The 21,920-nt window shown below is 56.0% G+C and carries 23 protein-coding genes; 13 read left to right on the plus strand and 10 right to left on the minus strand.

What is annotated here, in order from left to right; genetic code table 11:
- Nucleotides 1-23: 23 nt before the first annotated feature.
- On the minus strand, nt 24-926 hold the full coding sequence (gene hemF, locus ENTHG_RS01150; RefSeq protein WP_044172556.1) for an oxygen-dependent coproporphyrinogen oxidase: 903 nt from the start codon (nt 924-926) through the stop codon (nt 24-26).
- On the minus strand, nt 926-1,798 hold the full coding sequence (gene amiA, locus ENTHG_RS01155; protein ID WP_044172559.1) for an N-acetylmuramoyl-L-alanine amidase AmiA: 873 nt from the start codon (nt 1,796-1,798) through the stop codon (nt 926-928). Before amiA ends, hemF begins: the two co-directional genes overlap by 1 nt.
- A 211-nt stretch (nt 1,799-2,009) precedes the next feature.
- On the opposite strand from amiA, the gene ENTHG_RS01160 reads away from it, so the two are divergent.
- Nucleotides 2,010-2,435, plus strand: coding sequence for a GNAT family acetyltransferase (locus ENTHG_RS01160; RefSeq protein WP_044172561.1), 426 nt, complete (start codon nt 2,010-2,012; stop codon nt 2,433-2,435).
- Between the two features lie 37 nt (nt 2,436-2,472).
- Here ENTHG_RS01160 and ENTHG_RS01165 read toward each other — a convergent pair whose 3' ends face one another.
- On the minus strand, nt 2,473-3,468 hold the full coding sequence (locus ENTHG_RS01165) for an alpha/beta hydrolase family protein (protein WP_044172563.1): 996 nt from the start codon (nt 3,466-3,468) through the stop codon (nt 2,473-2,475).
- A 113-nt stretch (nt 3,469-3,581) separates the two neighbouring features.
- Between ENTHG_RS01165 and ENTHG_RS01170 the strand changes: the two genes are divergently transcribed.
- The 8 genes from ENTHG_RS01170 (at nt 3,582) to cysM (ending at nt 10,612) form a co-directional block, all read left to right on the plus strand.
- The gene (locus tag ENTHG_RS01170) at nt 3,582-4,016 is read left to right on the plus strand and encodes a DUF2919 domain-containing protein (RefSeq protein WP_237567441.1); all 435 of its coding nucleotides are present in this window, start codon (nt 3,582-3,584) and stop codon (nt 4,014-4,016) included.
- A gap of 62 nt (nt 4,017-4,078) precedes the next feature.
- Nucleotides 4,079-4,651 carry an RpoE-regulated lipoprotein gene (locus ENTHG_RS01175; protein ID WP_044172569.1) on the plus strand — a complete coding sequence of 191 codons (573 nt, stop codon included), beginning with the start codon at nt 4,079-4,081 and terminating at the stop codon, nt 4,649-4,651.
- Nucleotides 4,652-4,743: 92 nt separating this feature from the next.
- Nucleotides 4,744-5,640 carry a Dyp-type peroxidase gene (locus ENTHG_RS01180; protein WP_044172573.1) on the plus strand — a complete coding sequence of 299 codons (897 nt, stop codon included), beginning with the start codon at nt 4,744-4,746 and terminating at the stop codon, nt 5,638-5,640.
- A gap of 147 nt (nt 5,641-5,787) precedes the next feature.
- Nucleotides 5,788-6,804, plus strand: a complete 1,017-nt coding sequence (cysP, locus tag ENTHG_RS01190; protein ID WP_044172576.1) for a thiosulfate/sulfate ABC transporter substrate-binding protein CysP — start codon at nt 5,788-5,790, stop codon at nt 6,802-6,804.
- Nucleotides 6,804-7,637, plus strand: a complete 834-nt coding sequence (gene cysT, locus ENTHG_RS01195) for a sulfate/thiosulfate ABC transporter permease CysT (RefSeq protein WP_044172579.1) — start codon at nt 6,804-6,806, stop codon at nt 7,635-7,637. The genes cysP and cysT overlap by 1 nt, the downstream gene beginning before the upstream one ends.
- Nucleotides 7,637-8,512 (plus strand): sulfate/thiosulfate ABC transporter permease CysW, encoded by an 876-nt coding sequence (cysW, locus tag ENTHG_RS01200; protein ID WP_044172584.1) that lies wholly within the window; start codon nt 7,637-7,639, stop codon nt 8,510-8,512. The genes cysT and cysW overlap by 1 nt, the downstream gene beginning before the upstream one ends.
- Nucleotides 8,502-9,596: a sulfate/thiosulfate ABC transporter ATP-binding protein CysA gene (gene cysA / locus ENTHG_RS01205; RefSeq protein ID WP_044172587.1), complete on the plus strand. Its 1,095-nt coding sequence runs from the start codon at nt 8,502-8,504 to the stop codon at nt 9,594-9,596. Before cysW ends, cysA begins: the two co-directional genes overlap by 11 nt.
- Before the next feature lie 104 nt (nt 9,597-9,700).
- Complete coding sequence (cysM, locus tag ENTHG_RS01210; protein WP_044178843.1) at nt 9,701-10,612, plus strand: cysteine synthase CysM; 912 nt, start codon at nt 9,701-9,703, stop codon at nt 10,610-10,612.
- A gap of 39 nt (nt 10,613-10,651) precedes the next feature.
- Here cysM and ENTHG_RS01215 read toward each other — a convergent pair whose 3' ends face one another.
- Nucleotides 10,652-11,380, minus strand: coding sequence for a type 1 glutamine amidotransferase (locus ENTHG_RS01215; protein WP_044172590.1), 729 nt, complete (start codon nt 11,378-11,380; stop codon nt 10,652-10,654).
- Nucleotides 11,381-11,390: 10 nt separating this feature from the next.
- Entirely contained in the window at nt 11,391-12,683 is a 1,293-nt protein-coding gene (ptsJ, locus tag ENTHG_RS01220) for a MocR-like B6 salvage transcription factor PtsJ (protein ID WP_044172593.1), read from the minus strand.
- 82 nt (nt 12,684-12,765) lie between these two features.
- Here ptsJ and pdxK point away from each other — a divergent pair, with 82 nt between their 5' ends.
- Entirely contained in the window at nt 12,766-13,632 is an 867-nt protein-coding gene (pdxK, locus tag ENTHG_RS01225) for a pyridoxine/pyridoxal/pyridoxamine kinase (protein WP_044172596.1), read from the plus strand.
- 65 nt (nt 13,633-13,697) lie between these two features.
- Here pdxK and crr read toward each other — a convergent pair whose 3' ends face one another.
- The 5 genes from crr to cysZ form a co-directional block, all read right to left on the minus strand.
- Nucleotides 13,698-14,207, minus strand: coding sequence for a PTS glucose transporter subunit IIA (gene crr, locus ENTHG_RS01230; RefSeq protein WP_039079736.1), 510 nt, complete (start codon nt 14,205-14,207; stop codon nt 13,698-13,700).
- Between the two features lie 9 nt (nt 14,208-14,216).
- On the minus strand, nt 14,217-15,974 hold the full coding sequence (ptsI, locus tag ENTHG_RS01235) for a phosphoenolpyruvate-protein phosphotransferase PtsI (protein ID WP_044172602.1): 1,758 nt from the start codon (nt 15,972-15,974) through the stop codon (nt 14,217-14,219).
- A 46-nt stretch (nt 15,975-16,020) separates the two neighbouring features.
- On the minus strand, nt 16,021-16,278 hold the full coding sequence (gene ptsH, locus ENTHG_RS01240; RefSeq protein WP_039079738.1) for a phosphocarrier protein Hpr: 258 nt from the start codon (nt 16,276-16,278) through the stop codon (nt 16,021-16,023).
- 382 nt (nt 16,279-16,660) lie between these two features.
- Nucleotides 16,661-17,632 (minus strand): cysteine synthase A, encoded by a 972-nt coding sequence (gene cysK, locus ENTHG_RS01245; RefSeq protein WP_044172605.1) that lies wholly within the window; start codon nt 17,630-17,632, stop codon nt 16,661-16,663.
- A 138-nt stretch (nt 17,633-17,770) separates the two neighbouring features.
- Nucleotides 17,771-18,532: a sulfate transporter CysZ gene (cysZ, locus tag ENTHG_RS01250; protein ID WP_044172608.1), complete on the minus strand. Its 762-nt coding sequence runs from the start codon at nt 18,530-18,532 to the stop codon at nt 17,771-17,773.
- 230 nt (nt 18,533-18,762) lie between these two features.
- Here cysZ and zipA point away from each other — a divergent pair, with 230 nt between their 5' ends.
- The 3 genes from zipA to ENTHG_RS23905 form a co-directional block, all read left to right on the plus strand.
- Nucleotides 18,763-19,731: a cell division protein ZipA gene (zipA, locus tag ENTHG_RS01260; RefSeq protein WP_044172611.1), complete on the plus strand. Its 969-nt coding sequence runs from the start codon at nt 18,763-18,765 to the stop codon at nt 19,729-19,731.
- A gap of 69 nt (nt 19,732-19,800) precedes the next feature.
- On the plus strand, nt 19,801-21,816 hold the full coding sequence (gene ligA / locus ENTHG_RS01265) for an NAD-dependent DNA ligase LigA (RefSeq protein WP_044172613.1): 2,016 nt from the start codon (nt 19,801-19,803) through the stop codon (nt 21,814-21,816).
- Nucleotides 21,817-21,920 (plus strand): putative quorum-sensing-regulated virulence factor (locus tag ENTHG_RS23905; protein WP_187371627.1); only part of this gene is annotated, 104 nt, incomplete at its 3' end.

Genomic DNA, 21,920 nt, shown 5'->3' on the forward strand with positions numbered 1-21,920 from the left:
GGGCTACGCTGAACGGGAGACAGCTAAACCCACTCCCTGGCTTTAATAAACTCGCTGAGGGCCGCCTCCGGGCTGCCTTCCTCTGGCTGGTAGTTATACTCCCAGCGCACCAGCGGCGGCATCGACATCAGAATGGATTCGGTACGCCCGCCGGTCTGCAGGCCAAACAGCGTGCCCCTGTCCCATACCAGATTGAACTCCACGTAGCGTCCGCGACGATAGAGCTGAAAATCCCGCTCCCGATCGCCCCAGGACAGCCCTTTTCGCCGCTCGACAATGGGCAGGTAGGCATCGGTATAGCCGCGGCCCACCGCCTGCATAAAGGCAAAGCAGCTGGCAAAATCGGGGGTATTTAAATCGTCAAAAAACAGCCCGCCGATGCCCCGCTGTTCGTTGCGGTGCTTGAGGAAGAAATAGTCATCACACCACTTTTTATAGCGGCGATAGACCTCTTCGCCAAACGGCAGGCACAGATCGCGCGCGGTGCAATGCCAGTGGATGGCGTCCTCTTCAAAACCGTAATAGGGGGTTAAATCAAAGCCGCCGCCAAACCACCACACCGGATCGGCGCCTGGCTTTTCCGCAATAAAGAAGCGCACGTTAGCATGGCTGGTCGGGATGTAGGGGTTACGCGGATGCACCACCAGTGAGACGCCCATCGCCTCAAAGCTGCGCCCCGCCAGTTCCGGACGATGCGCCGTGGCGGAAGCGGGCATGGCGCTGCCCGTAACGTGGGAAAAATTAACCCCGGCCTGCTCGAAGACGCCGCCGTCACGCAGAACCCGGCTGCGCCCGCCGCCGCCCGCGTCGCGCTGCCAGTTATCTTCGCTAAACGCGGTGCCGTCTGTGGCGGCAAGCGCCTGGCAGATGTCATCCTGCAGGGCGAGCAGAAAAGTTTTTACTTCGTTTGAGTCAGGTTTAGTCATCAACGTTTCTTCGCATGCGCTTTGTGGTTATCGAACCAGTTAAAATAGCTGATGATGCCCGAGGCGATCGCATTGGCAATCTTCTGGCGGAACGCGGCGGTGCCGAGCAGCTTCTCCTCCTGAGGATTGGTGATAAACGACGTTTCAACCAGTACAGACGGGATCGACGGCGACTTCAGCACCACAAACGCCGCCTGCTCAGTGCTGCGGCTGTGCAGCCGGTGCACCGGTTTTATCTGGCGCAGAATATGCGAACCCAGCGTCAGGCTGTTCTTAATGGTGTCGGTTTGCACCAGATCGAACAGCACCTGCTGTAACAGATGGTCTTTATCCGTCGCCTTTTTGCCCGCCACCTCATCGGCCCGGTTTTCCCGGTCGGAGAGATATTTCGCCATGGCGCTACTGGCGCCGCGATTCGATAAGGCGAACACCGACGCGCCAGCCGCGCTGGGGTTGGTAAAACCGTCCGCATGAATGGACATAAAAAGGTCAGCGCCATGCTGATGGGCAATCTCTACGCGGTCGTAAAGCGGGATAAAGGTATCGCCGCTACGCGTCAGCCGGGCATCAATGCCCTGGCTGCGCAAAATGGAGCGCACGTTTTTGGCGATGGCCAGCACCACATGCTTCTCTTTTGAACCGTTGTGTCCGATAGCGCCGGTATCGATGCCGCCGTGTCCTGGATCGAGCATGACGAGGCGTTTGGCTCCGGTTTTTTTCGCCTTCGGCTTACTGTGGCCGTTGGCGGTTTTAAGCGCGGAAGCGTCTTTAGCGATGGCCTGTGAAATACCTGATAACGTCAGAGCAGCCAGGCCTGCTTTCAGAACCTGACGACGCGAGGTGAATACTTTAAGGGGTTTGAAAGTGCTCATACAGCCTGTTTTTTTATCCGTAGTCCCTGGTGTTATATCGTATCGTGTTTGCCGTTACGACAGTCCTTATTAATAAATGTTTTACTTTTCATTTCAATACGTGACAGAGTGACATTATGGCATTTTTTGGCGTTCTTTTCGCCACATATTGGCTTCGGCGGTCTGCCGCGCCATAATTTCTCTTTCACTGTGAAAATGGGCAGGTAAGACCATGGAAATACGCGTTTTTCGCCAGCAGGATTTCGAAGAGGTCATTACGCTCTGGGAGCGTTGCGACCTGCTGCGGCCGTGGAACGATCCGGAAATGGATATCGAACGGAAAGTGCATCATGACGTGAGCCTTTTTCTGGTTGCGGAGGTGAACGGTGAAGTCGTGGGCACGGTGATGGGCGGTTACGATGGTCATCGCGGGTCGGCTTATTATCTTGGCGTGCACCCGGAGTTTCGCGGGCGCGGTATCGCCAACGCGCTGTTGACCCGGCTGGAGAAAAAGCTAATTGCCCGCGGCTGCCCGAAGATCAATATCATGGTGCGTGAAGAGAATGATGTCGTTATTGGCATGTACGAGCGGCTGGGCTATGAGCATTCGGACGTGGTAAATCTGGGCAAGCGTCTCATCGAAGATGAAGAGTATTGAAAGCGCCGCCGCATGCTGCGGCAGCGCTCTTCATTGATTAAAGCTCATCGTCAATGCGTGCAATGTCCGCATCACTGAACGTGATATTGCACTCTTCGCCTGTATCCTGCAGGATTTTTTGCGCAATCATCTCCGTAACGGGGGCGATAATAGTGAAATGGTCGCCATTAGGGATTTTTTTGACGCTGAAAGGCACCTTATGTTTTTTCGCTACCTGCGCGATATTATCAAACGCGGACCAGTAATCATTGCCGCCTTCGAAGTACCAGGTCGGTTTTTGTATTGAGGTAATAAAGGTAGCGGGTGAACGTAAACGATACTCCTGGTCTGTTTTTTCAAATGGAACCGGCACCATCATTTGGCCACCTTCAACCCGGGCTTTTAAATCAGGAACTGCGCCCAGGCTAAAATAGGCGCGAAATTTACTGCTGTATTCGCTGGTGAGCAGTACGCGGGTGCCGCCAGTGCTGTGCCCCGCCAGGTAAATACGCTGCGGATCGACATAAGGCTGTTGAGCCAGCCAGTCGAAGGCCGCTTCGATATCTTCGACCTCCCCATAGAACATCTCGTATTTACCGGGATTTTTGTCTTCCCCACGGAAACTGGGGATCATTTCAACCAGGCCGGCCTTGCGAAACGCGCTGCCGCTTTGATCATTGTCCCTGTCCTGCGGTTCCCAAAAATAATCGCTATCGCTCAACCCTCCATAGCCGCCATGCACCCAGATAACCGCCGGATGACGTTTGCCATCTTTCGGGGCCGGGGTAACATAGGCCGCCATATCGCCGAGTTTGGTCGGATAATGTATCAGCTTATAGATGTCATCCGGTGGCGTTTCGATATTTCCTGAGTCGGTAAAACTCGTTTGAATAATCTGGGTGCTGAATTCGCTGCGGGCGTCGCGTAAGGAGTTCTTACTGACGGTTACCTGATGCCCGGTATCCGGAATCGCGATAACCTCAGGGGTATCATCGCCACAGGCGGAAACGGAAAACAACACCGCGGCAAGCAAAGACAATTTACTAATACGCATACTGACTTCCTGTCGATAAAAGAGAAGTATTATAAAAAATGTGCTGAGAAAGGACAGGCTTAAACCGGACTACCAGACGATGTCTATAAGGCGTTTTTTGAGGAGTATTCATATTGTCCCCCGCGGATTACGATAGCTATGGCCGCTTGCGCCTGCCTTTTCTGTTCTGGTGCGTGCTGTTATTACAGGCGCGAACCTGGGTGCTGTTTGTGATGGCGGGCGCGTCAAGAGGGCAGGGGGATGCGCTGCTGACGCTCTTTTATCCCGACCACGATAATTTCTGGCTGGGGCTGTTACCCGGCATCCCTGCGGTTCTTGCCTTTTTGCTCAGCGGCCGCAGGCACGTCTTTCCCCGTTTCTGGCGGGTTTTGCGCCCGCTGATTATTGCCGCGCAAATTCTGTTATTGCTCTGGCAGCCGCTCTTATGGTTTAAAGGCGAAGCGGTAAACGGCGTGGGGCTGGGGCTGCTGGTGGCTGACATCGTCGCGCTGGCATGGCTTACCACGAACCCACGCTGCCGGGCCTGTTTTGCTATGCCGCAACATTAGCGGGCACTTTTTGCCATTTCGGTACTCCAACAGCCGATGACTTAACAAGTAAGGATGTAATGATGAATTCCCTGCGTTTTAGCCTCTGCGCGCTGGCGCTGACGCTCTCCGGATGCTCAACCCTCTCTTCTGTTAACTGGTCTGCGGCCAACCCCTGGAACTGGTTTGGTTCATCCACAGAGGTGAGCGAGCAGGGCGTCGGGGAGATAACCAGCGCGACAGCGATGGATGAATCCGCCATAAACGAAGCGCTTGACGGCGACTATCGCCTGCGTAGCGGCATGAAAACCGATAAGGGGAATATCATCCGCTATTTCGAAGCGCTTAAAGGCGATGTGCTGGCGCTGGTAGTCAACGGCGAGGGAACAGTAAGTCGCATTGACGTGCTCGATAGCGATATTAAAACCGCTGACGGCGTAAAAACCGGCGACGCGTTTAGCGCTATCTACGACAAGGCCTTCGGTCACTGCGTGGCCGCAGTGGAAGAAGAGGGCAAAGGGGTCGAGTGTAAAGCGCCGGGCAGTGAACATATCAGCCTGCTTTTTACCGGCAGCTGGCAGGGACCGGAAGGGCTGATGCCGCCTGACGACGTGTTGAAAAACTGGAAAGTGCATAAAATTATCTGGCGCCGCTAATTTGATCCAACCCGCCGCCTGCTGAAAGAAAAACGGGTACAATACCCGCCATCATTGCCACGGTCGCGTGGCATCTTTTTTCAGGAGGAAGAATGTCTCAGGTTCAGAGCGGCATATTGCCGGAACATTGCCGTGCGGCGATTTGGATTGAAGCAAACGTGACGGATGTCGATACGCTGCGCGACGGCTGCCGGATTTTTAGCGATAAGCTGGCGACCTTTCAGGCCAAATTCCCGGAAGCAGCCCTCGGCGCGGTTGTCGCGTTTGGTCACGACGCCTGGCGTAAACTGAGCGGTAGCGAAGAGGCGCGTGAGCTTAAGAACTTTACTCCGCTGGGTAAAGGGCTTGCCCCAGCCACGCAGTATGACGTGCTGATTCATATTTTGTCGCTGCGCCATGATGTCAATTTCTCGGTGGCGCAGGCGGCGCTGGAAGCCTTCGGCGACGCGCTGGAGGTGCAAGAAGAGATCCACGGTTTCCGCTGGGTAGAAGAGCGGGATCTGAGCGGCTTCGTAGACGGCACGGAAAACCCTGCCGGGGAAGAGACGCGCCGTGAAGTGGCGGTCATTAAAGAAGGCGTCGACGCAGGCGGCAGCTATGTCTTCGTGCAGCGCTGGGAACATAATCTTCGCCAGCTTAACCGCATGAGCGTCAGCGAGCAGGAGATGATGATTGGCCGCACCAAAGAGGCCAATGAAGAGATTGACGGCGACGCGCGTCCCGTGACCTCTCACTTAAGCCGCGTCGATTTAAAAGAAAACGGCAAAGGGTTGAAAATTGTTCGTCAGAGCCTGCCTTACGGTACGGCCAGCGGCACGCACGGGCTCTATTTCTGTGCCTACAGCGCGCGCCTGCACAATATTGAACAGCAGCTGCTGAGCATGTTTGGCGATACCGACGGCAAGCGCGACGCGATGCTGCGCTTCACCAAACCGGTCACCGGCGGCTACTACTTTGCCCCTTGCGCAGAGCGTCTTCTGACGCTGTAACTGCGCTTCGCCCTCTCCCGTCCGGGGGAGGGTCTTATTCTCTTTTCTGCTTGTAAATCGCCAAACGGTATATAAAACCGTTACTGGTTTCACACCCGTTATAAATAAACTGATGCCCATATCGTCGTTATTTTATAAGGGTGCGCAATGGCCGTTAAATTACTGAAAAAAGGTTCTCTGGCGCTGGCTGCCTCGCTGCTGCTGATGGCGCAGGCGCAGGCAACAGAGCTATTGAACAGTTCCTACGATGTTTCACGCGAGCTGTTTGCTGCCCTCAACGCCCCCTTTGAACAGCAGTGGGCAAAGGATAACGGCGGCGATAAGCTGACTATCAAACAGTCTCACGCCGGTTCGTCCAAACAGGCGCTGGCTATCCTGCAAGGGCTGAAAGCGGACGTCGTCACCTACAACCAGGTCACCGACGTACAGATCCTGCACGATAAAGGCAAACTGATCCCGGCCGACTGGCAAAGCCGTCTGCCGAACAACAGCTCGCCGTTCTATTCGACAATGGGCTTCCTGGTGCGTAAGGGGAACCCGAAAAATATCCACGACTGGAGCGACTTAGTGCGTTCCGACGTGAAGCTTATCTTCCCGAACCCGAAAACGTCCGGTAACGCCCGGTACACTTACCTGGCGGCATGGGGCGCGGCAGATGACGCCGACGGCGGCGATAAAGCTAAAACCGAACAGTTCATGTCCCAGTTTTTGAAAAACGTCGAAGTGTTTGATACCGGCGGACGCGGCGCGACAACTACCTTTGCCGAGCGCGGGCTGGGTGACGTGCTGATAAGCTTTGAATCTGAAGTGAACAACATCCGTAAACAGTATGAGGCGCAGGGGTTTGAGGTTGTTATCCCAAAAACCAATATCCTTGCCGAGTTCCCGGTTGCCTGGGTCGATAAAAATATCCAGGCCAACGGCACTGAAAAGGCTGCTAAAGCATACCTTAACTGGCTCTATAGCCCGCAGGCGCAAACCATCATCACCGATTACTACTATCGGGTAAACAACCCGGAAGTGATGGACAAACTGAAAGATAAATTCCCGCAGACCAAACTGTTCCGCGTGGAAGACAAATTCGGTAGCTGGCCGGAAGTGATGAAAACCCATTTCGCCAGCGGCGGCGAGCTGGACAAACTGCTGGCGGCGGGGCGTAAGTAATGTTTGCTGTTTCCTCCAGACGCGTGCTGCCCGGATTCACGTTGAGTCTTGGCACCAGTTTGCTGTTTGTCTGTCTGATTTTACTGCTGCCCCTGAGCGCGCTGGTAATGCAACTCTCCCAGATGAGCTGGGCGCAGTACTGGGAGGTTATCACCAACCCGCAGGTGGTAGCGGCGTATAAAGTCACGCTACTTTCCGCCTTCGTGGCATCGATTTTCAACGGCGCGTTCGGCCTGCTGATGGCGTGGATCCTCACCCGCTATCGTTTTCCCGGCCGCACTCTGCTGGATGCGCTGATGGACTTGCCTTTCGCGCTGCCTACCGCGGTGGCGGGCCTGACGCTGGCGTCGCTGTTTTCGGTCAACGGCTTCTACGGCGAGTGGCTGGCGAAGCTGGATATCAAAGTGACCTACACCTGGCTTGGCATCGCGGTGGCGATGGCGTTTACCAGCATCCCGTTTGTGGTGCGTACCGTCCAGCCGGTGCTCGAGGAGCTGGGGCCGGAGTATGAAGAGGCGGCGGAAACGCTGGGCGCGACCCGCCTGCAAAGCTTTCGCAAAGTGGTACTGCCGGAGCTCTCTCCGGCACTGCTGGCGGGTATCGCGCTGTCGTTTACCCGCAGCCTTGGCGAGTTTGGCGCGGTCATTTTTATCGCGGGTAACATCGCGTGGAAAACAGAGGTCACTTCGCTGATGATTTTTGTCCGTCTGCAGGAGTTTGACTACCCTGCGGCCAGCGCCATTGCCTCTGTGATCCTTGCGGCTTCGCTACTGCTGCTCTTCTCAATCAACACCCTGCAAAGTCGCTTTGGCCGACGCGTGGTAGGTCACTAATGGCGGAAATTACGCAATTGAAACGCTTTGATCGCCCCCGCATCAACTGGGGGAAATGGTTTTTAATTGGCACCGGGATGGTTCTGTCCGCCCTGATTCTGCTGGTGCCGATGGTCTACATTTTTGTGCAGGCGTTCAGCAAAGGGCTGGCGCCGGTGCTGGAAAACCTTGCAGACCCCGACATGCTGCACGCCATCTGGCTGACGGTGCTGATTGCGCTGATTACGGTGCCGGTCAACCTGGTCTTCGGCACGCTGCTCGCCTGGCTGGTGACACGCTTTAACTTCCCTGGCCGCCAGCTGCTGCTGACGCTGCTGGATATCCCCTTTGCGGTATCGCCGGTGGTAGCGGGCCTGGTCTATCTGCTGTTTTATGGCTCTAACGGCCCGCTGGGCGGCTGGCTTGACGAGCATAACCTGCAGGTGATGTTCGCCTGGCCGGGCATGGTGCTGGTGACGGTCTTTGTGACCTGCCCGTTCGTGGTGCGCGAGCTGGTGCCGGTGATGCTCAGCCAGGGTAGCCAGGAGGACGAGGCCGCGATTTTACTCGGCGCTTCCGGCTGGCAGATGTTCCGCCGCGTCACGCTGCCTAACATTCGCTGGGCATTGCTGTATGGCGTGGTGCTGACCAATGCCCGCGCGATTGGCGAGTTCGGCGCGGTGTCGGTGGTCTCCGGCTCTATTCGCGGCGAAACCCTGTCGCTGCCGCTGCAAATCGAATTACTGGAGCAGGATTACAACACCGTCGGCTCATTTACCGCCGCCGCCCTGCTGACATTAATGGCTATTTTGACCTTGTTTTTAAAGAGTGCGTTGCAGTGGCGTCTGAGCAATCAGGAAAAACGCGCGCAACAGGAGGGAAATCATGAGCATTGAGATTGCCAATATTAAGAAGTCTTTTGGTCGCACCCAGGTGCTGAATGATATCTCGCTGGATATCCCTTCTGGTCAGATGGTCGCGCTGCTGGGGCCGTCCGGGTCGGGTAAAACGACGCTGCTGCGCATTATCGCCGGGCTGGAGCATCAGACCAGCGGGCGGATCCGCTTTCACGGTACGGATGTCAGCCGGCTACACGCCCGCGAGCGTAAAGTGGGCTTTGTCTTTCAGCACTATGCGCTGTTTCGCCATATGACGGTCTTCGACAATATCGCCTTTGGCCTGTCGGTACTGCCGAAGCGCGAGAGGCCGAACGCCGCCGCGATCAAAGCGAAAGTGACTCAGCTTCTGGAGATGGTACAGCTGGCGCACCTGGCGGATCGCTATCCGGCGCAGCTTTCCGGCGGGCAAAAGCAGCGCGTGGCGCTGGCCCGCGCGCTGGCGGTGGAGCCGCAAATCCTGCTGCTGGACGAACCGTTCGGCGCGCTGGATGCCCAGGTACGTAAAGAGCTGCGGCGCTGGCTGCGTCAGCTCCATGAGGAGCTGAAATTCACCAGCGTCTTCGTCACCCATGACCAGGAGGAAGCGATGGAAGTCGCCGACCGGGTTGTGGTAATGAGCCAGGGCAATATCGAACAGGTGGACGCGCCGGAAGAGGTGTGGCGGGAGCCTGCGACCCGCTTCGTACTGGAGTTTATGGGCGAGGTTAACCGCCTCAAAGGCACCGTGCGCGGGGGGCAGTTTCATGTTGGCGCTCACCGCTGGCCCCTGGGATATACCCCCGCCTGGCAGGGCGAGGTCGATCTGTTCCTGCGCCCGTGGGAAGTGGACGTCAGCCGCCGCACCAGCCTGGACTCGCCGCTGCCGGTACAGGTACTGGAAGCCAGCCCGAAAGGCCATTATACCCAGCTGGTGGTGCAGCCGCTGGGCTGGAATACCGAACCGCTGACGGTGGTGATGCGCGGTGACGATGCACCGCATCGCGGCGAGCGGCTCTTTGTCGGCCTGCAGCATGCACGCCTCTACAACGGTAATGAGCGCATTGAAAACCGCGAGGAGCTTGCTCTCGCTGAATCTGCCTGATAGGTTGTTGCATCATGCTCTCCCTGTGGGGGAGAGCATCAGAACACACCGATCCGTAGGCCGGGAAGGCGAATCGCACCCCGGCTTTTTTATTGAGTAAAAACGTGAATACATTACAAGATACTATCGGCAATACGCCGCTGGTCAGGCTTCAACGTTTAACGCCTGACAACGGCAGCGAAATATGGGTCAAGCTGGAGGGCAATAATCCGGCCGGGTCGGTGAAGGACAGAGCCGCGCTGTCGATGATTGTCGAGGCGGAAAAGCGCGGCGAGATTAAGCCCGGCGACGTGCTGATCGAGGCCACCAGCGGTAATACCGGCATCGCGCTGGCGATGATTGCGGCCCTGAAAGGCTACCGCATGAAGCTATTAATGCCGGACAATATGAGCCAGGAGCGCCGTGCGGCAATGCGTGCCTACGGGGCTGAACTGGTGCTGGTGACCAAAGAGCAGGGGATGGAAGGGGCGCGGGACTTAGCCCTGGCGATGGCCGAGCGCGGTGAAGGTAAGCTGCTCGATCAGTTTAACAACCCGGATAACCCTTACGCCCACTACACCACCACCGGCCCGGAAATCTGGCGGCAAACCGCCGGTCGGCTTAGCCATTTCGTCTCCAGTATGGGCACCACCGGCACCATTACCGGCGTGTCGCGCTTTTTACGCGAGCAGGCGAAACCGGTAACGATAGTGGGCCTGCAACCGGAGGAGGGGAGCAGTATTCCGGGCATCCGCCGCTGGCCTGCGGAGTATATGCCGGGCATCTTTAATGCTTCGCTGGTTGATGAGGTGCTGGATATTCATCAGCGCGAGGCTGAAAATACCATGCGTGAGCTGGCGGTGCGCGAAGGCATTTTTTGCGGCGTCAGTTCCGGCGGCGCGGTTGCCGGGGCGTTGCGCGTTGCGCGGGCGAACCCCAGCGCGGTGGTCGTGGCGATCATCTGCGATCGCGGCGACCGCTATCTGTCTACCGGGGTATTTGGCGAGGAGCATTTCAGCCAGGGCGCGGGAATTTAACCGTTGCGCCATGGCGGCATGGCGCAACACCCTCTGTGCTCACAACGGTGAGCGTTTTTTTTGCGCCAGCACCAGTTTATCGAGGAACTGCCACAGCTTTTCGTTCATCTCCCGGTAGTTCCACTCGCGCATCTCCGCTACTGAACGAATGAAACGTTTGCCTTTCGCCTCCGCCAGCTCCTGCGCTGAATGCTGGATGAGCGCCTCTGTGGCTTCGGCGGTAAATTCCATATGGCACTGGAAGCCAAAAACGCTCTCGCTATACTGGACTATCTGCCGCGGGCAACCTTCGCTGACGGCCAGCACCGTCGCCTGCGCGGTCAGCCCTGGCATATCATTGTGCCAGTGGCCGACAGTCAGCGGCGAGCCGAAATGAGAGAAGAGCGGATGCTGTTTACCCGCTTCCGTCAGGGTGATGGGAAAATGACCAATCTCTTTTTCCGGGCTCTGCAGCACTTTCGCGCCAAGCGCTTCGCCAATCAGCTGTGAGCCAAGGCAGATACCAATTACGATACGTCCTGCGTCTATCGCCTGGCGAATCAGCCGCTGCTCGGCATGCGCATCGAAATAGGGGCACTCCTCAATGGTCGTTCGCGGTGACTGCGGGCCGCCAAAGACCACCAGCATATCAAACCCCTCAGCGCTGGCTGGCAGCGCCTCTCCGTCATACACGCGTGACCAGGAGAGGGCGTAACCGCGCTCTTCAGCCCATGGCAAGTATGCCCCCGGTGATTCAAACGACTCGTGAACGACAAAATGAATACGCATTTTTTCTCCTTTAGTGTGTTAGCGCCTGATGAATATCAGCCGCCAGCTTGCTGATTTCCTTGTCATTTAATGTCGACAGCGTAATACGCAGGCCGTGAGCGGGCGTATTGACGCCGAACGCTTCACCCTCGCGTACCAGCCAGCCCGCTTTTGCCAGCATAAACGCTGCCGTCTGGCTTTCTCTGTTCAGCGGTAGCCAGAAGTTCAGACCGTCTCCCGGTGAAAATTCAAGGCCATGCTTTGCCAGCGCGGTGATGAACTTTTGCTGTTGCGCGGCGTAATACTGACGAGTACGGGCGAGTTCCTGTAAGTATTCGTGGTCGCTCAGGCAGGCGTAAGTGAGGTCCTGTAAAATATGGCTCACCCACTGGCTACCGGAATTGAGCCGTAAGCGTAGCTTTGTTGACGTCGCGGGATCGCTGGCGACAATCGCCAGCCGTAAATCCGGCCCCAGGGTTTTTGATAAAGAGCGCACTATCGCCCAGTGCCGCGTCTGCGGCGGAATAACAGGATGCCAGGGGGAAGAGGAGAGCAGCGCAAAGTGATCGTCAACAATCACCAGGACATGCGGGTATTGCGCCAGAACCTGCTGGAGCGCGGCGGCGCGCGGGGCGCTCAGGCTGCACCCCGTTGGATTATGGGCACGCGGCGTGAGGATCACCGCCCGCGCGCCCTTGCTGAGCGCCTGTTCCAGCGCCTCCGGCTGCATTCCCTGGCTGTCGACGCCTACCGGGCAGGGGGTAAACCCCGCGTAGCGCAGCGTGTTGATACTACTCAGGAAGCAAGGGTCCTCAACCGCGACGCTGTCGCCGGGTAACAAATGGGCGAAGAGCAGACGCTCGGTGGCATCGATCGCGCCGCTGGTAACATCAATTGCGCCTGCGCCCGGCATCGCCTGATGCATCCACGCCTGCGCCCAGGCCTGTAACCCGGGGGACACCGCATCATCCCCATACAGACGGGGCGTGGTAATGATTTTTGCAAAATAGCGGCGCGTATCCGGCAGGCGGTCAGGAGCGGGGTTTCCGCCGGAAAGATCGCTAAGCGGCGTCCGTAGATGGTTTCCTTCCAGGGCAACGGGATACTGCGCGCCTTTTATGACCGTACCGTTGCGCCCAAGGCTCTCCGCCAGCCCGCTGACAACCAGACGTTTGTAGGCCGCCGCAACGGTATTGCGATTCACATTCAGCGTTGCCGCCAGCTCCCGGACCGGCGGCAGGGAGTCCCCTGCGGATAAACTCCCGCTGGCAATGTGCTGACGTATGTTATTAAAGATTTCGCTGGCTGTTTTACCGGCAAACATTATTGACCCAGGACAAAATGAATTTTAGCATATGACGATATTAAAGAGGCGTTTGCCCGCTGTCCAGTAAGAGGAGAGGGTGATGGGGCAGGATAGTGAAATACAGTCGGTGCTCTTCGACGATACGCACCGGGCGTTACAGACCGACATCGTCGCCGTGCAGTCACAGGTGGTATACGGCAGCGTAGGCAACAGCATTGCGGTGCCCGCCATTAAAGCGCAAGGGCTGCGGGTAACGGCGGTGCCCACGGTGCTGTTCAGTAATACGCCGCACTACGTCACATTTTACGGCGGCATTATTCCGGCCGACTGGTTTAACGGCTATCTGCAGGCGTTAAGCGAGCGAGACCACTTACGGGAACTTAAGGCGGTGACGACCGGTTACATGGGCAGCGCAGAGCAAATCGCGCTGCTGGCGCAGTGGCTGATTGGGGTGAGAAAAACTCACCCTGAGGTCTGCATTCTGGTCGACCCGGTGATTGGCGATACCGATAGCGGCATGTACGTCAAAGCCGAAATCCCCCTGGCCTATCGCCAGCACCTTTTACCGCTGGCCCGTGGGCTTACGCCAAACGTCTTCGAGCTGGAAATGCTGAGTGGTAAACCCTGCGGCACGCTCGATGAAGCGGTAGTCGCTGCCCGCTCGCTTCTGTCGGACGTTCTACAGTGGGTTGTGATTACCAGCGCACCTGGCCTGACGGCTGATACCATCAACGTAGCGGTCGTCACAGCGGATTCGCTGGAGGTCATTGAACACCCGCGTCTGCAGACGGACCTGAAAGGAACAGGGGATCTGTTCTGTGCGGAGTTAATAAGCGGTATCGTTCACGGTAAACCGCTGGCAATGGCCACGCGTCAGGCTGCCGCCCGCGTGCTGGAAGTGATGACATGGACACAGCGTTGCGGCTGTGACGAGCTGATACTGCCGCCGGCAGGCGAGCCGCAATAAAATCGCCCGCTGCGGGACAAACAAAAATGGCGCCGGAGGGCGCCATTTTTTATCATCAGCAACAATTATTTTTTGATGCGGATAACCGGTGTTTCACCTACGGTTACGCTACCGGTCAGCTTGATCAGCTCTTTGATCTCGTCCATGTTGGAGATAACAACCGGCGTCAGAGTTGACTTGGCTTTCTCTTCCAGCAGCGGCAGATCAAATTCAATCACCGGATCGCCAACTTTAACGCGCTGGCCTTCTTCCGCGATGCGTTTGAAACCTTCGCCTTTCAGCTCAACGGTATCGATACCGAAGTGAACGAACAGCTCAATGCCGCTATCAGATTCGATAGAGAAGGCATGGTTGGTTTCAAAGATTTTACCGATAGTACCGTCAACTGGCGCTACCATTTTGTTGCCGGTCGGTTTGATGGCAATGCCATCACCCACAATTTTCTCAGCGAAAACAACATCAGGCACATCTTCAATGTTGACAATTTCGCCAGATAACGGAGCAACAATCTCAATAGTTCCAGTGTCTTTCTTATCGTCAGAAACCAGAGATTTCAGTTTATCGAACAAACCCATGATCTTCTCCTAAGCAGTAATTTGGGCCGCATCTCGTGGATTAGCAGATTGTTTTTCTTCAATGAACTTGTTAACCAGCGTCATTAACTCGTCCGTTGTCGGTTGAGCAAGAGCCTGCTCTGCTAAAACCTTCGCATCTTCGAAGTTCGTGTTACGAATAATCTTCTTAATGCGCGGGATAGAAATGGCACTCATACTGAATTCATCCAGACCCATCCCCAGCAACAGAAGTGTAGCACGTTCGTCGCCTGCAAGCTCACCGCACATGCCGGTCCATTTACCTTCTGCATGAGAAGCATCAATGACTTGCTTGATGAGATTCAGTACAGACGGCGACATCGGCTGGTAAAGATGTGAAATCATATCATTACCACGGTCAACCGCCAGAGTGTACTGCGTTAAATCATTGGTACCGATACTAAAGAAATCAACTTCTTTGGCCAGATGACGAGCAATGGTCGCTGCGGCTGGGGTTTCCACCATCACGCCGATCTCAATGGTCTCGTCAAAGGCTTTGCCTTCGTCACGCAGTTCCTGCTTGTAGATTTCAATCTCTTTTTTCAGTGCGCGCACTTCTTCAACAGAGATGATCATCGGGAACATGATGCGCAGTTTACCGAAAGCAGAGGCGCGCAGAATGGCGCGAACCTGATCGCGCAGGATCTCTTTGCGATCCATGGCGATACGCACGGCGCGCCAGCCCAGGAACGGGTTCTCTTCTTTCGGGAAGTTCATGTACGGCAGCTCTTTGTCGCCGCCGATGTCCATGGTACGCACGATAACCGCCTGAGAACCGCAGGCTTCGGCCACGGCTTTATAGGCGTCGAACTGCTCTTCTTCGGTAGGCAGCGCGTCGCGATCCATGAACAGGAATTCGGTACGGTAGAGGCCAACGCCTTCTGCGCCGTTACGTTCAGCACCGGCGACATCACGCACGGTACCGATGTTGGCACAGACTTCTACCTGGTGACCATCCAGCGTGATCGCCGGCAGGTCTTTCAGTTTCGCCAGTTCGGCTTTCTCTTCGGCAACCTGCGACTGTACGTTACGCAGCGTTTCAATCTCTTCATCGGTAGGGTTAACGTAAACCTTGTTGTTAACCGCATCGAGAATCAGATAATCGCCATTTTTAACCTGAGCGGTAATGCTGCCGGTTCCCACGATGGCAGGCAGTTCCAGAGAACGCGCCATGATAGAGGTGTGAGAAGTGCGGCCACCCAGATCGGTGATGAAACCCAGCACCTTTTTCAGGTTCAGCTGTGCGGTTTCAGAAGGGGTGAGATCGGCGGCAACCAGGATAACTTCATCCTGAATAGCGCTCAGATCGATGATAGCCATGCCCAGAATATTACGCAGAAGACGTTTACCGATGTCGCGGACGTCGGCGGCGCGTTCTTTGAGATATTCGTCATCCAGCTCTTCAAGCGCGGTGGCCTGGCCTTCGATAACTTCGTGCGCGGCCGCGTCAGCCGTCACGTGCTTATCTTTAATCAGGGCTATGATTTCCTGCTCAAGCTCCTCATCTTCAAGAAGCATAATATGGCCTTCGAAGATGGCTTCTTTTTCTTCGCCGAAAGTCTCGCCAGCCTTGGTTTTGATCGCTTCGAGCTGCGCTGATGCCTTGGCACGACCGCTCAGAAAACGTTCAATTTCCTGGTCGACCTTATCGGCAGAAATTTTTTTCCGGTCAATGACGACTTCGTCTTCTTTCAGCAGCAGTGCTTTGCCGAAAGCGATACCCGGGGATGCTAAAATGCCTGAAATCATAACCCTACCTTACTTGTGACTGATTTTTAAAAGAACCCGGAAAAACTTACTCGAGTTCAGCCATCAGCTTAACCAGATGTTCTACTGCTTTCTGCTCGTCTTCGCCTTCTGCGGTTAAGGTCACAACAGTACCCTGAGTCAGACCCAGAGTTTGCAGTTTGAACAGGCTTTTTGCGCTGGCGCTTTTGCCGTTGGAAGTCACAGTGATCTCGGAAGTGAAGCCTTTAGCTTCTTTAACAAACTGAGCAGCAGGGCGGGTGTGCAGACCGTTCGGAGCGGTAATGGTAACTTCTTGCTGGAACATTGTATTTCCCCAACTTATAGGTTTAGTGTTGTGGAACTAAAGTCTAGCCTGGCGGATAGACTTTAGCCTGTATCGTTAGCGCCGGCGTTACGGACACGACTCAGAAGCGTGTTTAAGTGCTATTCCATGCTGGCGTCTCTGGCCGCTGACGTTTCGCTCGTCAGTAAACATTATGCCGCGAAAGCGAGAATTGAACCAAATCATAAAATCGATTCAGCTTACGGATTTCCTGTAAGGATTAATTTCGCGCTTCAAAATAAATGTGATGGTTAAATACCAGACCCGAGGAGTCTAAGCAATGCCAGGAGGGGTGAAACTTTGAAGTATGCCACAAAAAAGCACCCTCTCAGGTGCTTTTTTGCGCTGATTTAACAATCTGGCATCACTGTTGCAGTTCTTTCTCAGTGAAGAGATCGGCAAACAATGCTGTGCTCAAATAACGCTCACCGGATGACGGTAGAATAACCACAATGTTTTTATTAGTAAAGGTTTCGTCTTCCTGCAATTTCAGTGCGGCGGCGACGGCGGCCCCGGAAGAAATACCGGCCAGGATGCCTTCTTCTTCCATTAAACGACGGGCAGTGCTGATAGCCTCTTCGTTGGTGATCTTAACCACTTTATCGATCAGCTTGAGATCGAGGTTGCCTGGAATAAAGCCTGCGCCGATCCCCTGGATCTTATGCGGGCCTGGCTTGAGTTCTTCACCCGCCAGCGCCTGGGAGATAACCGGGGAGTCGGTAGGTTCTACGGCCACGGTGATCAGGTCGCTTTTGCCTTTGGTGCCTTTGATATAACGGGAGACGCCGGTAAGCGTTCCGCCCGTGCCGACGCCAGAGATAAAGACGTCAACCTGGCCGTCGGTATCTTCCCAGATTTCCGGGCCGGTGGTTTTTTCATGAATTTCCGGGTTTGCCGGGTTGCTGAACTGCTGCAGCAGCAGGAATTTAGAGGGATCGCTGGCGACAATCTCTTCCGCTTTTTGAATTGCCCCTTTCATCCCTTTTGCGCCCTCGGTGAGAACCAGATTGGCGCCCAGCGCTTTCAACAGCTTGCGGCGTTCGATACTCATGGTTTCCGGCATGGTCAGCGTCAGTTTATAACCGCGAGCGGCCGCCACATAGGCCAGAGCGATACCGGTGTTGCCGCTGGTCGGCTCAACCAGTTCGATACCCGGCTTGAGCACGCCGCGTTTTTCAGCGTCCCAAATCATATTGGCACCGATACGGCATTTAACGCTGAAGCTCGGGTTACGGGATTCGACCTTTGCCAGAATGCGTCCATTACCGATACGGTTCAGTCGAACCAGCGGCGTGTGACCGATTGTCAGCGAGTTATCTTCAAAAATCTTACTCATTGCCTGTCCTTAACTGTATGAATTTTGGGAACCACCCCAGCATACCTGCTTACCGCCCAGGCGGAAGTAAGGATTTAGCATATCGTTATGCTGAGGCGAAATAATGCTAATCAGTATGGAATAAGAAGAATAATTCCGTTAACGCCATGAGGCATTTTTATCCCGATAGCAATCAACCCACATCGCCGTTGCGCCGCAGACCGCCACAGGCATAACAACGAGGTTCAGAACCGGCACCATAGTGAACAGGCTGGTGAGCGCGCCAAACTGCATGTTGGTGATTTTGCGGGTACGCAGCGCGATGCGCATCTGTTTAAAGGGAACTTTGTGGTTATCGAAAGGGTAGTCACAGTATTGAATCGCCAGCATCCACGCGCTGAACAAAAACCACAGCACCGGCGCGACGGTCTGGCCAATCGCCGGGACAAAATAGAGCAGCAGCAGGACGACAGCCCGCGGCAGGTACCAGGCCAGCTTTTGCCATTCACGCCTCATGATGCGGGGGATATCGCGCACTATCGCGCTGATTCCGGCATCCGGCGGCGTCGCGCCGGTAAGGCGGGCTTCCAGCTGTTCCGCCAGCAAACCGTTAAAGGGGGCGGCAATCCAGTTGGCGATGGTGGAGAAGAAGTAGCTAAAGACCAGCAGAATCGAGATAACCGCCAGCGGCCACAGCAGGTAGCTTAGCCACTGCAGCCAGTCCGGGACATAGCTCATGATGGCCGGGATCCAGCTATCCAGCCGGGTAAACAGCCAGATAAACGCGCCGCCCATCAGCAGAATGTTGACCAGCAGCGGCAGAATAACAAAGCGGCGAATCCCCGGCAGCGTTATCAGTTTCCAGCCCTGGGAGAAGTAATAGACGCCGCTACGGGATGAGGTCGGGGAAGGTGAGACCATAAGCAGGCCAGGCTCCTTTTATTACAGCTAAAAAAGCAAAAAGGTATCTTATCTGGTTAAGCGCAAAAAAACTGCTTCGGAAATGTTCGAAAAAACAGCAAAAAGCACGTTTTCGTTCATCTTTATGCAGTGAAAGCCATGTGTGCACTTGCACTTGACGTAATCGGCAAATACTCTTAGTGAGTAAATGTTTGCCGTGTTGGCAAGGTGTTAGAACAACAGAGAATATAATGATGCAGGATTTGCGTCTGATATTAATCATTGTTGGCGCGATCGCCATAATTGCTTTACTGGTTCACGGTTTCTGGACCAGTCGCAAAGAACGTTCCTCAATGTTCCGCGATCGACCATTAAAACGTATGAAGTCGCGACGTGACGACGATGACGCTTACGACGAGGATGTCGAAGAAGATGACGACGGCGTGGGCGAAGTCCGCGTTCATCGGGTAAACGCGCCGCCGAAAGCGACGAGCGAACCTGATCCGCAGCGTCAGCAGCCGCAGCATCAGTATCAGCCTCCGTATGCTTCGGCCCAGCCGCGCGCGGCCGCGCCGGTCCAGCCGGAAGCGCGTGTGCAGCAGCAGGCGCCCGTGCAGCCTGCGCCTAAAGCGCCGCCTGTTGAAGCGCAGCAGCCTGTACAGCAGCCAGCTCAGCCAGCCGCGCCGCAGCCGGTGTTTACCGCTGAGCCGCCAGCGCGTCACGAGCCGGTGGTCGAACAGCCCGTCGAGCCGGAACCGGAAATCCAGGAGCCCGCGCCTGTCGAGACGCCGGCCCCGCGTAAAGAGACGGTTATCATCATGAACGTGGCGGCACACCACGGCACCGTGTTGCAGGGCGAACTGCTGCTCAACAGCATTCAGCAGGCAGGCTTCAAATTTGGCGACATGAATATTTTCCACCGTCATCTCAGCCCGGACGGCAGCGGCCCAACGCTGTTCAGCCTGGCGAACATGGTGAACCCTGGTACTTTCGATCCTGAGCATATGGGCGAGGTCACTACCCCTGGCATAACCATGTTTATGCAGGTGCCTTCTTATGGCGATGAGCTCCAGAACTTTAAACTGATGCTGCAGTCTGCGCAGTACATCGCCGATGAAGTCGGCGGCGTGGTGCTCGACGACCAGCGTCGTATGATGACGCCGCAGAAGCTGCGTGAATACCAGGACCGGATCCGTGAAGTCAAAGAGGCTAACGCCTGACGGCAACGGTCAATGCTTACTATTCCAGAACCCCCGCCAGTCGGGGGTTTTTATCATTGATGGTGCGACATGGAATCAATCGAACAACAACTCACTGAACTGCGAACCACCCTTCGCCATCATGAATATCTCTATCATGTGATGGATGCGCCTGAAATCCCCGATGCGGAATATGACCGCCTGCTGCGTGAACTGCGCGCGCTGGAGGAGCAGCATCCCGATCTGATCACCCCTGACTCACCAACCCAACGCGTGGGCGCTGCTCCGTTAACCGCTTTCAGCCAGGTTCGGCATGAAGTGCCGATGCTCTCGCTGGATAACGTTTTCGATGAAGAGAGCTTCCTGGCATTCAACAAGCGCGTGCAGGACAGGCTAAAAAGTACCGATGCCCTGAGCTACTGCTGTGAATTAAAGCTCGACGGGCTGGCGGTCAGTATTCTGTATGAAAACGGCGTGCTGGTGCGGGCCGCGACGCGCGGCGACGGCACGACGGGCGAGGATATCACCACCAACGTGCGCACTATCCGCGCTATTCCGCTGAAACTGCACGGCGAAGGCATTCCGGCGCGTCTTGAAGTGCGCGGCGAAGTCTTCCTGCCGCAGGCCGGCTTTGAAAAGATCAACGAAGAGGCCCGGCGCACCGGCGGTAAGGTCTTTGCTAACCCGCGCAACGCGGCGGCGGGGTCGTTACGCCAGCTTGACCCGCGTATTACGGCAAAGCGCCCGCTGACCTTCTTCTGCTACGGCGTGGGGATTCTGGAAGGCGGCGAGCTGCCTGATACCCATCTGGGCCGCCTGCTGCAGTTTAAAGCGTGGGGCCTGCCGGTCAGCAACAGGGTAACCCTGTGCGACACGCCGGAAGAGGTGCTGGCGTTTTACCACAACGTTGAAGAGGACCGACCGACGCTGGGGTTTGATATCGATGGCGTGGTGATAAAGGTCAATTCGCTGGCGCTGCAGGAGCAACTGGGTTTTGTGGCGCGCGCGCCGCGCTGGGCGGTGGCCTTTAAGTTCCCCGCCCAGGAACAGCTGACCTTTGTCCGTGACGTCGAGTTTCAGGTAGGACGCACCGGGGCGATTACCCCTGTTGCCCGCCTCGAACCGGTGCATGTGGCCGGCGTGCTGGTCAGTAACGCCACGCTGCATAATGCCGATGAAATCGCCCGCCTCGGCCTGCGTATCGGCGACAAAGTGGTGATTCGTCGCGCTGGCGACGTGATTCCGCAGGTGGTCAATGTGGTGGAGTCAGAACGCCCGGCAGAGACCCGTGAAATTAAGTTTCCCACGCAATGTCCGGTCTGCGGCTCTGACGTAGAGCGCGTCGAGGGCGAGGCGGTCACCCGCTGCACCGGCGGCTTGATTTGCGGCGCGCAGCGTAAAGAGTCGCTGAAACATTTTGTCTCCCGCCGGGCGATGGATGTCGACGGCATGGGCGATAAGATCATCGACCAGCTGGTAGAAAAAGAGTACGTACACACCCCGGCGGATCTCTTTGGGCTGACGGCCGGGCAGCTTACCGGCCTCGATCGCATGGGGCCAAAATCTGCGCAGAACGTGGTCAACGCGCTGGAGAAGGCAAAAAGCACCACCTTCGCCCGTTTCCTGTATGCGTTGGGGATTCGAGAAGTAGGCGAGGCGACTGCCGCAGGCCTGGCGGCCTATTTCGGGACGCTGGAAGCGCTGCAGGCAGCCTCGGTTGAAGAGCTGCAAAAAGTGCCGGACGTGGGCAAGGTCGTCGCCGCGCACGTCTTTAATTTCTTTGCCGAAGAGAGTAACCGCGACGTTATTCAGCAGTTGCTTAACCGCGGGGTCAACTGGTCCGCGCCGTTGGTGGTTAACCCGGATGAGATTGACAGCCCCTTCGCGGGTAAAACGGTGGTGCTGACCGGCAGCCTGAGCCAGCTGTCCAGGGATGACGCCAAAGCGCGTCTGACCGAGCTCGGCGCGAAAGTGGCGGGCAGCGTCTCGAAAAAAACCGACCTGGTAATTGCGGGTGAGGCGGCAGGCTCGAAGCTGGCGAAGGCGCAGGAACTGGGAATTGCCGTTATTGACGAGGCGGAAATGATGCGGCTGCTGGGGAACTAAATGGAAAAGGAACAGCTGATTGAAATTGCCAACACGGTGATGCCGTTTGGCAAGTATCAGGGACGCCGCTTAATTGATTTGCCGGAGGAGTATCTGCTGTGGTT

Source organism: Phytobacter massiliensis JC163, from assembly GCF_000321045.1.
Lineage (GTDB): Bacteria > Pseudomonadota > Gammaproteobacteria > Enterobacterales > Enterobacteriaceae > Phytobacter_A > Phytobacter_A massiliensis.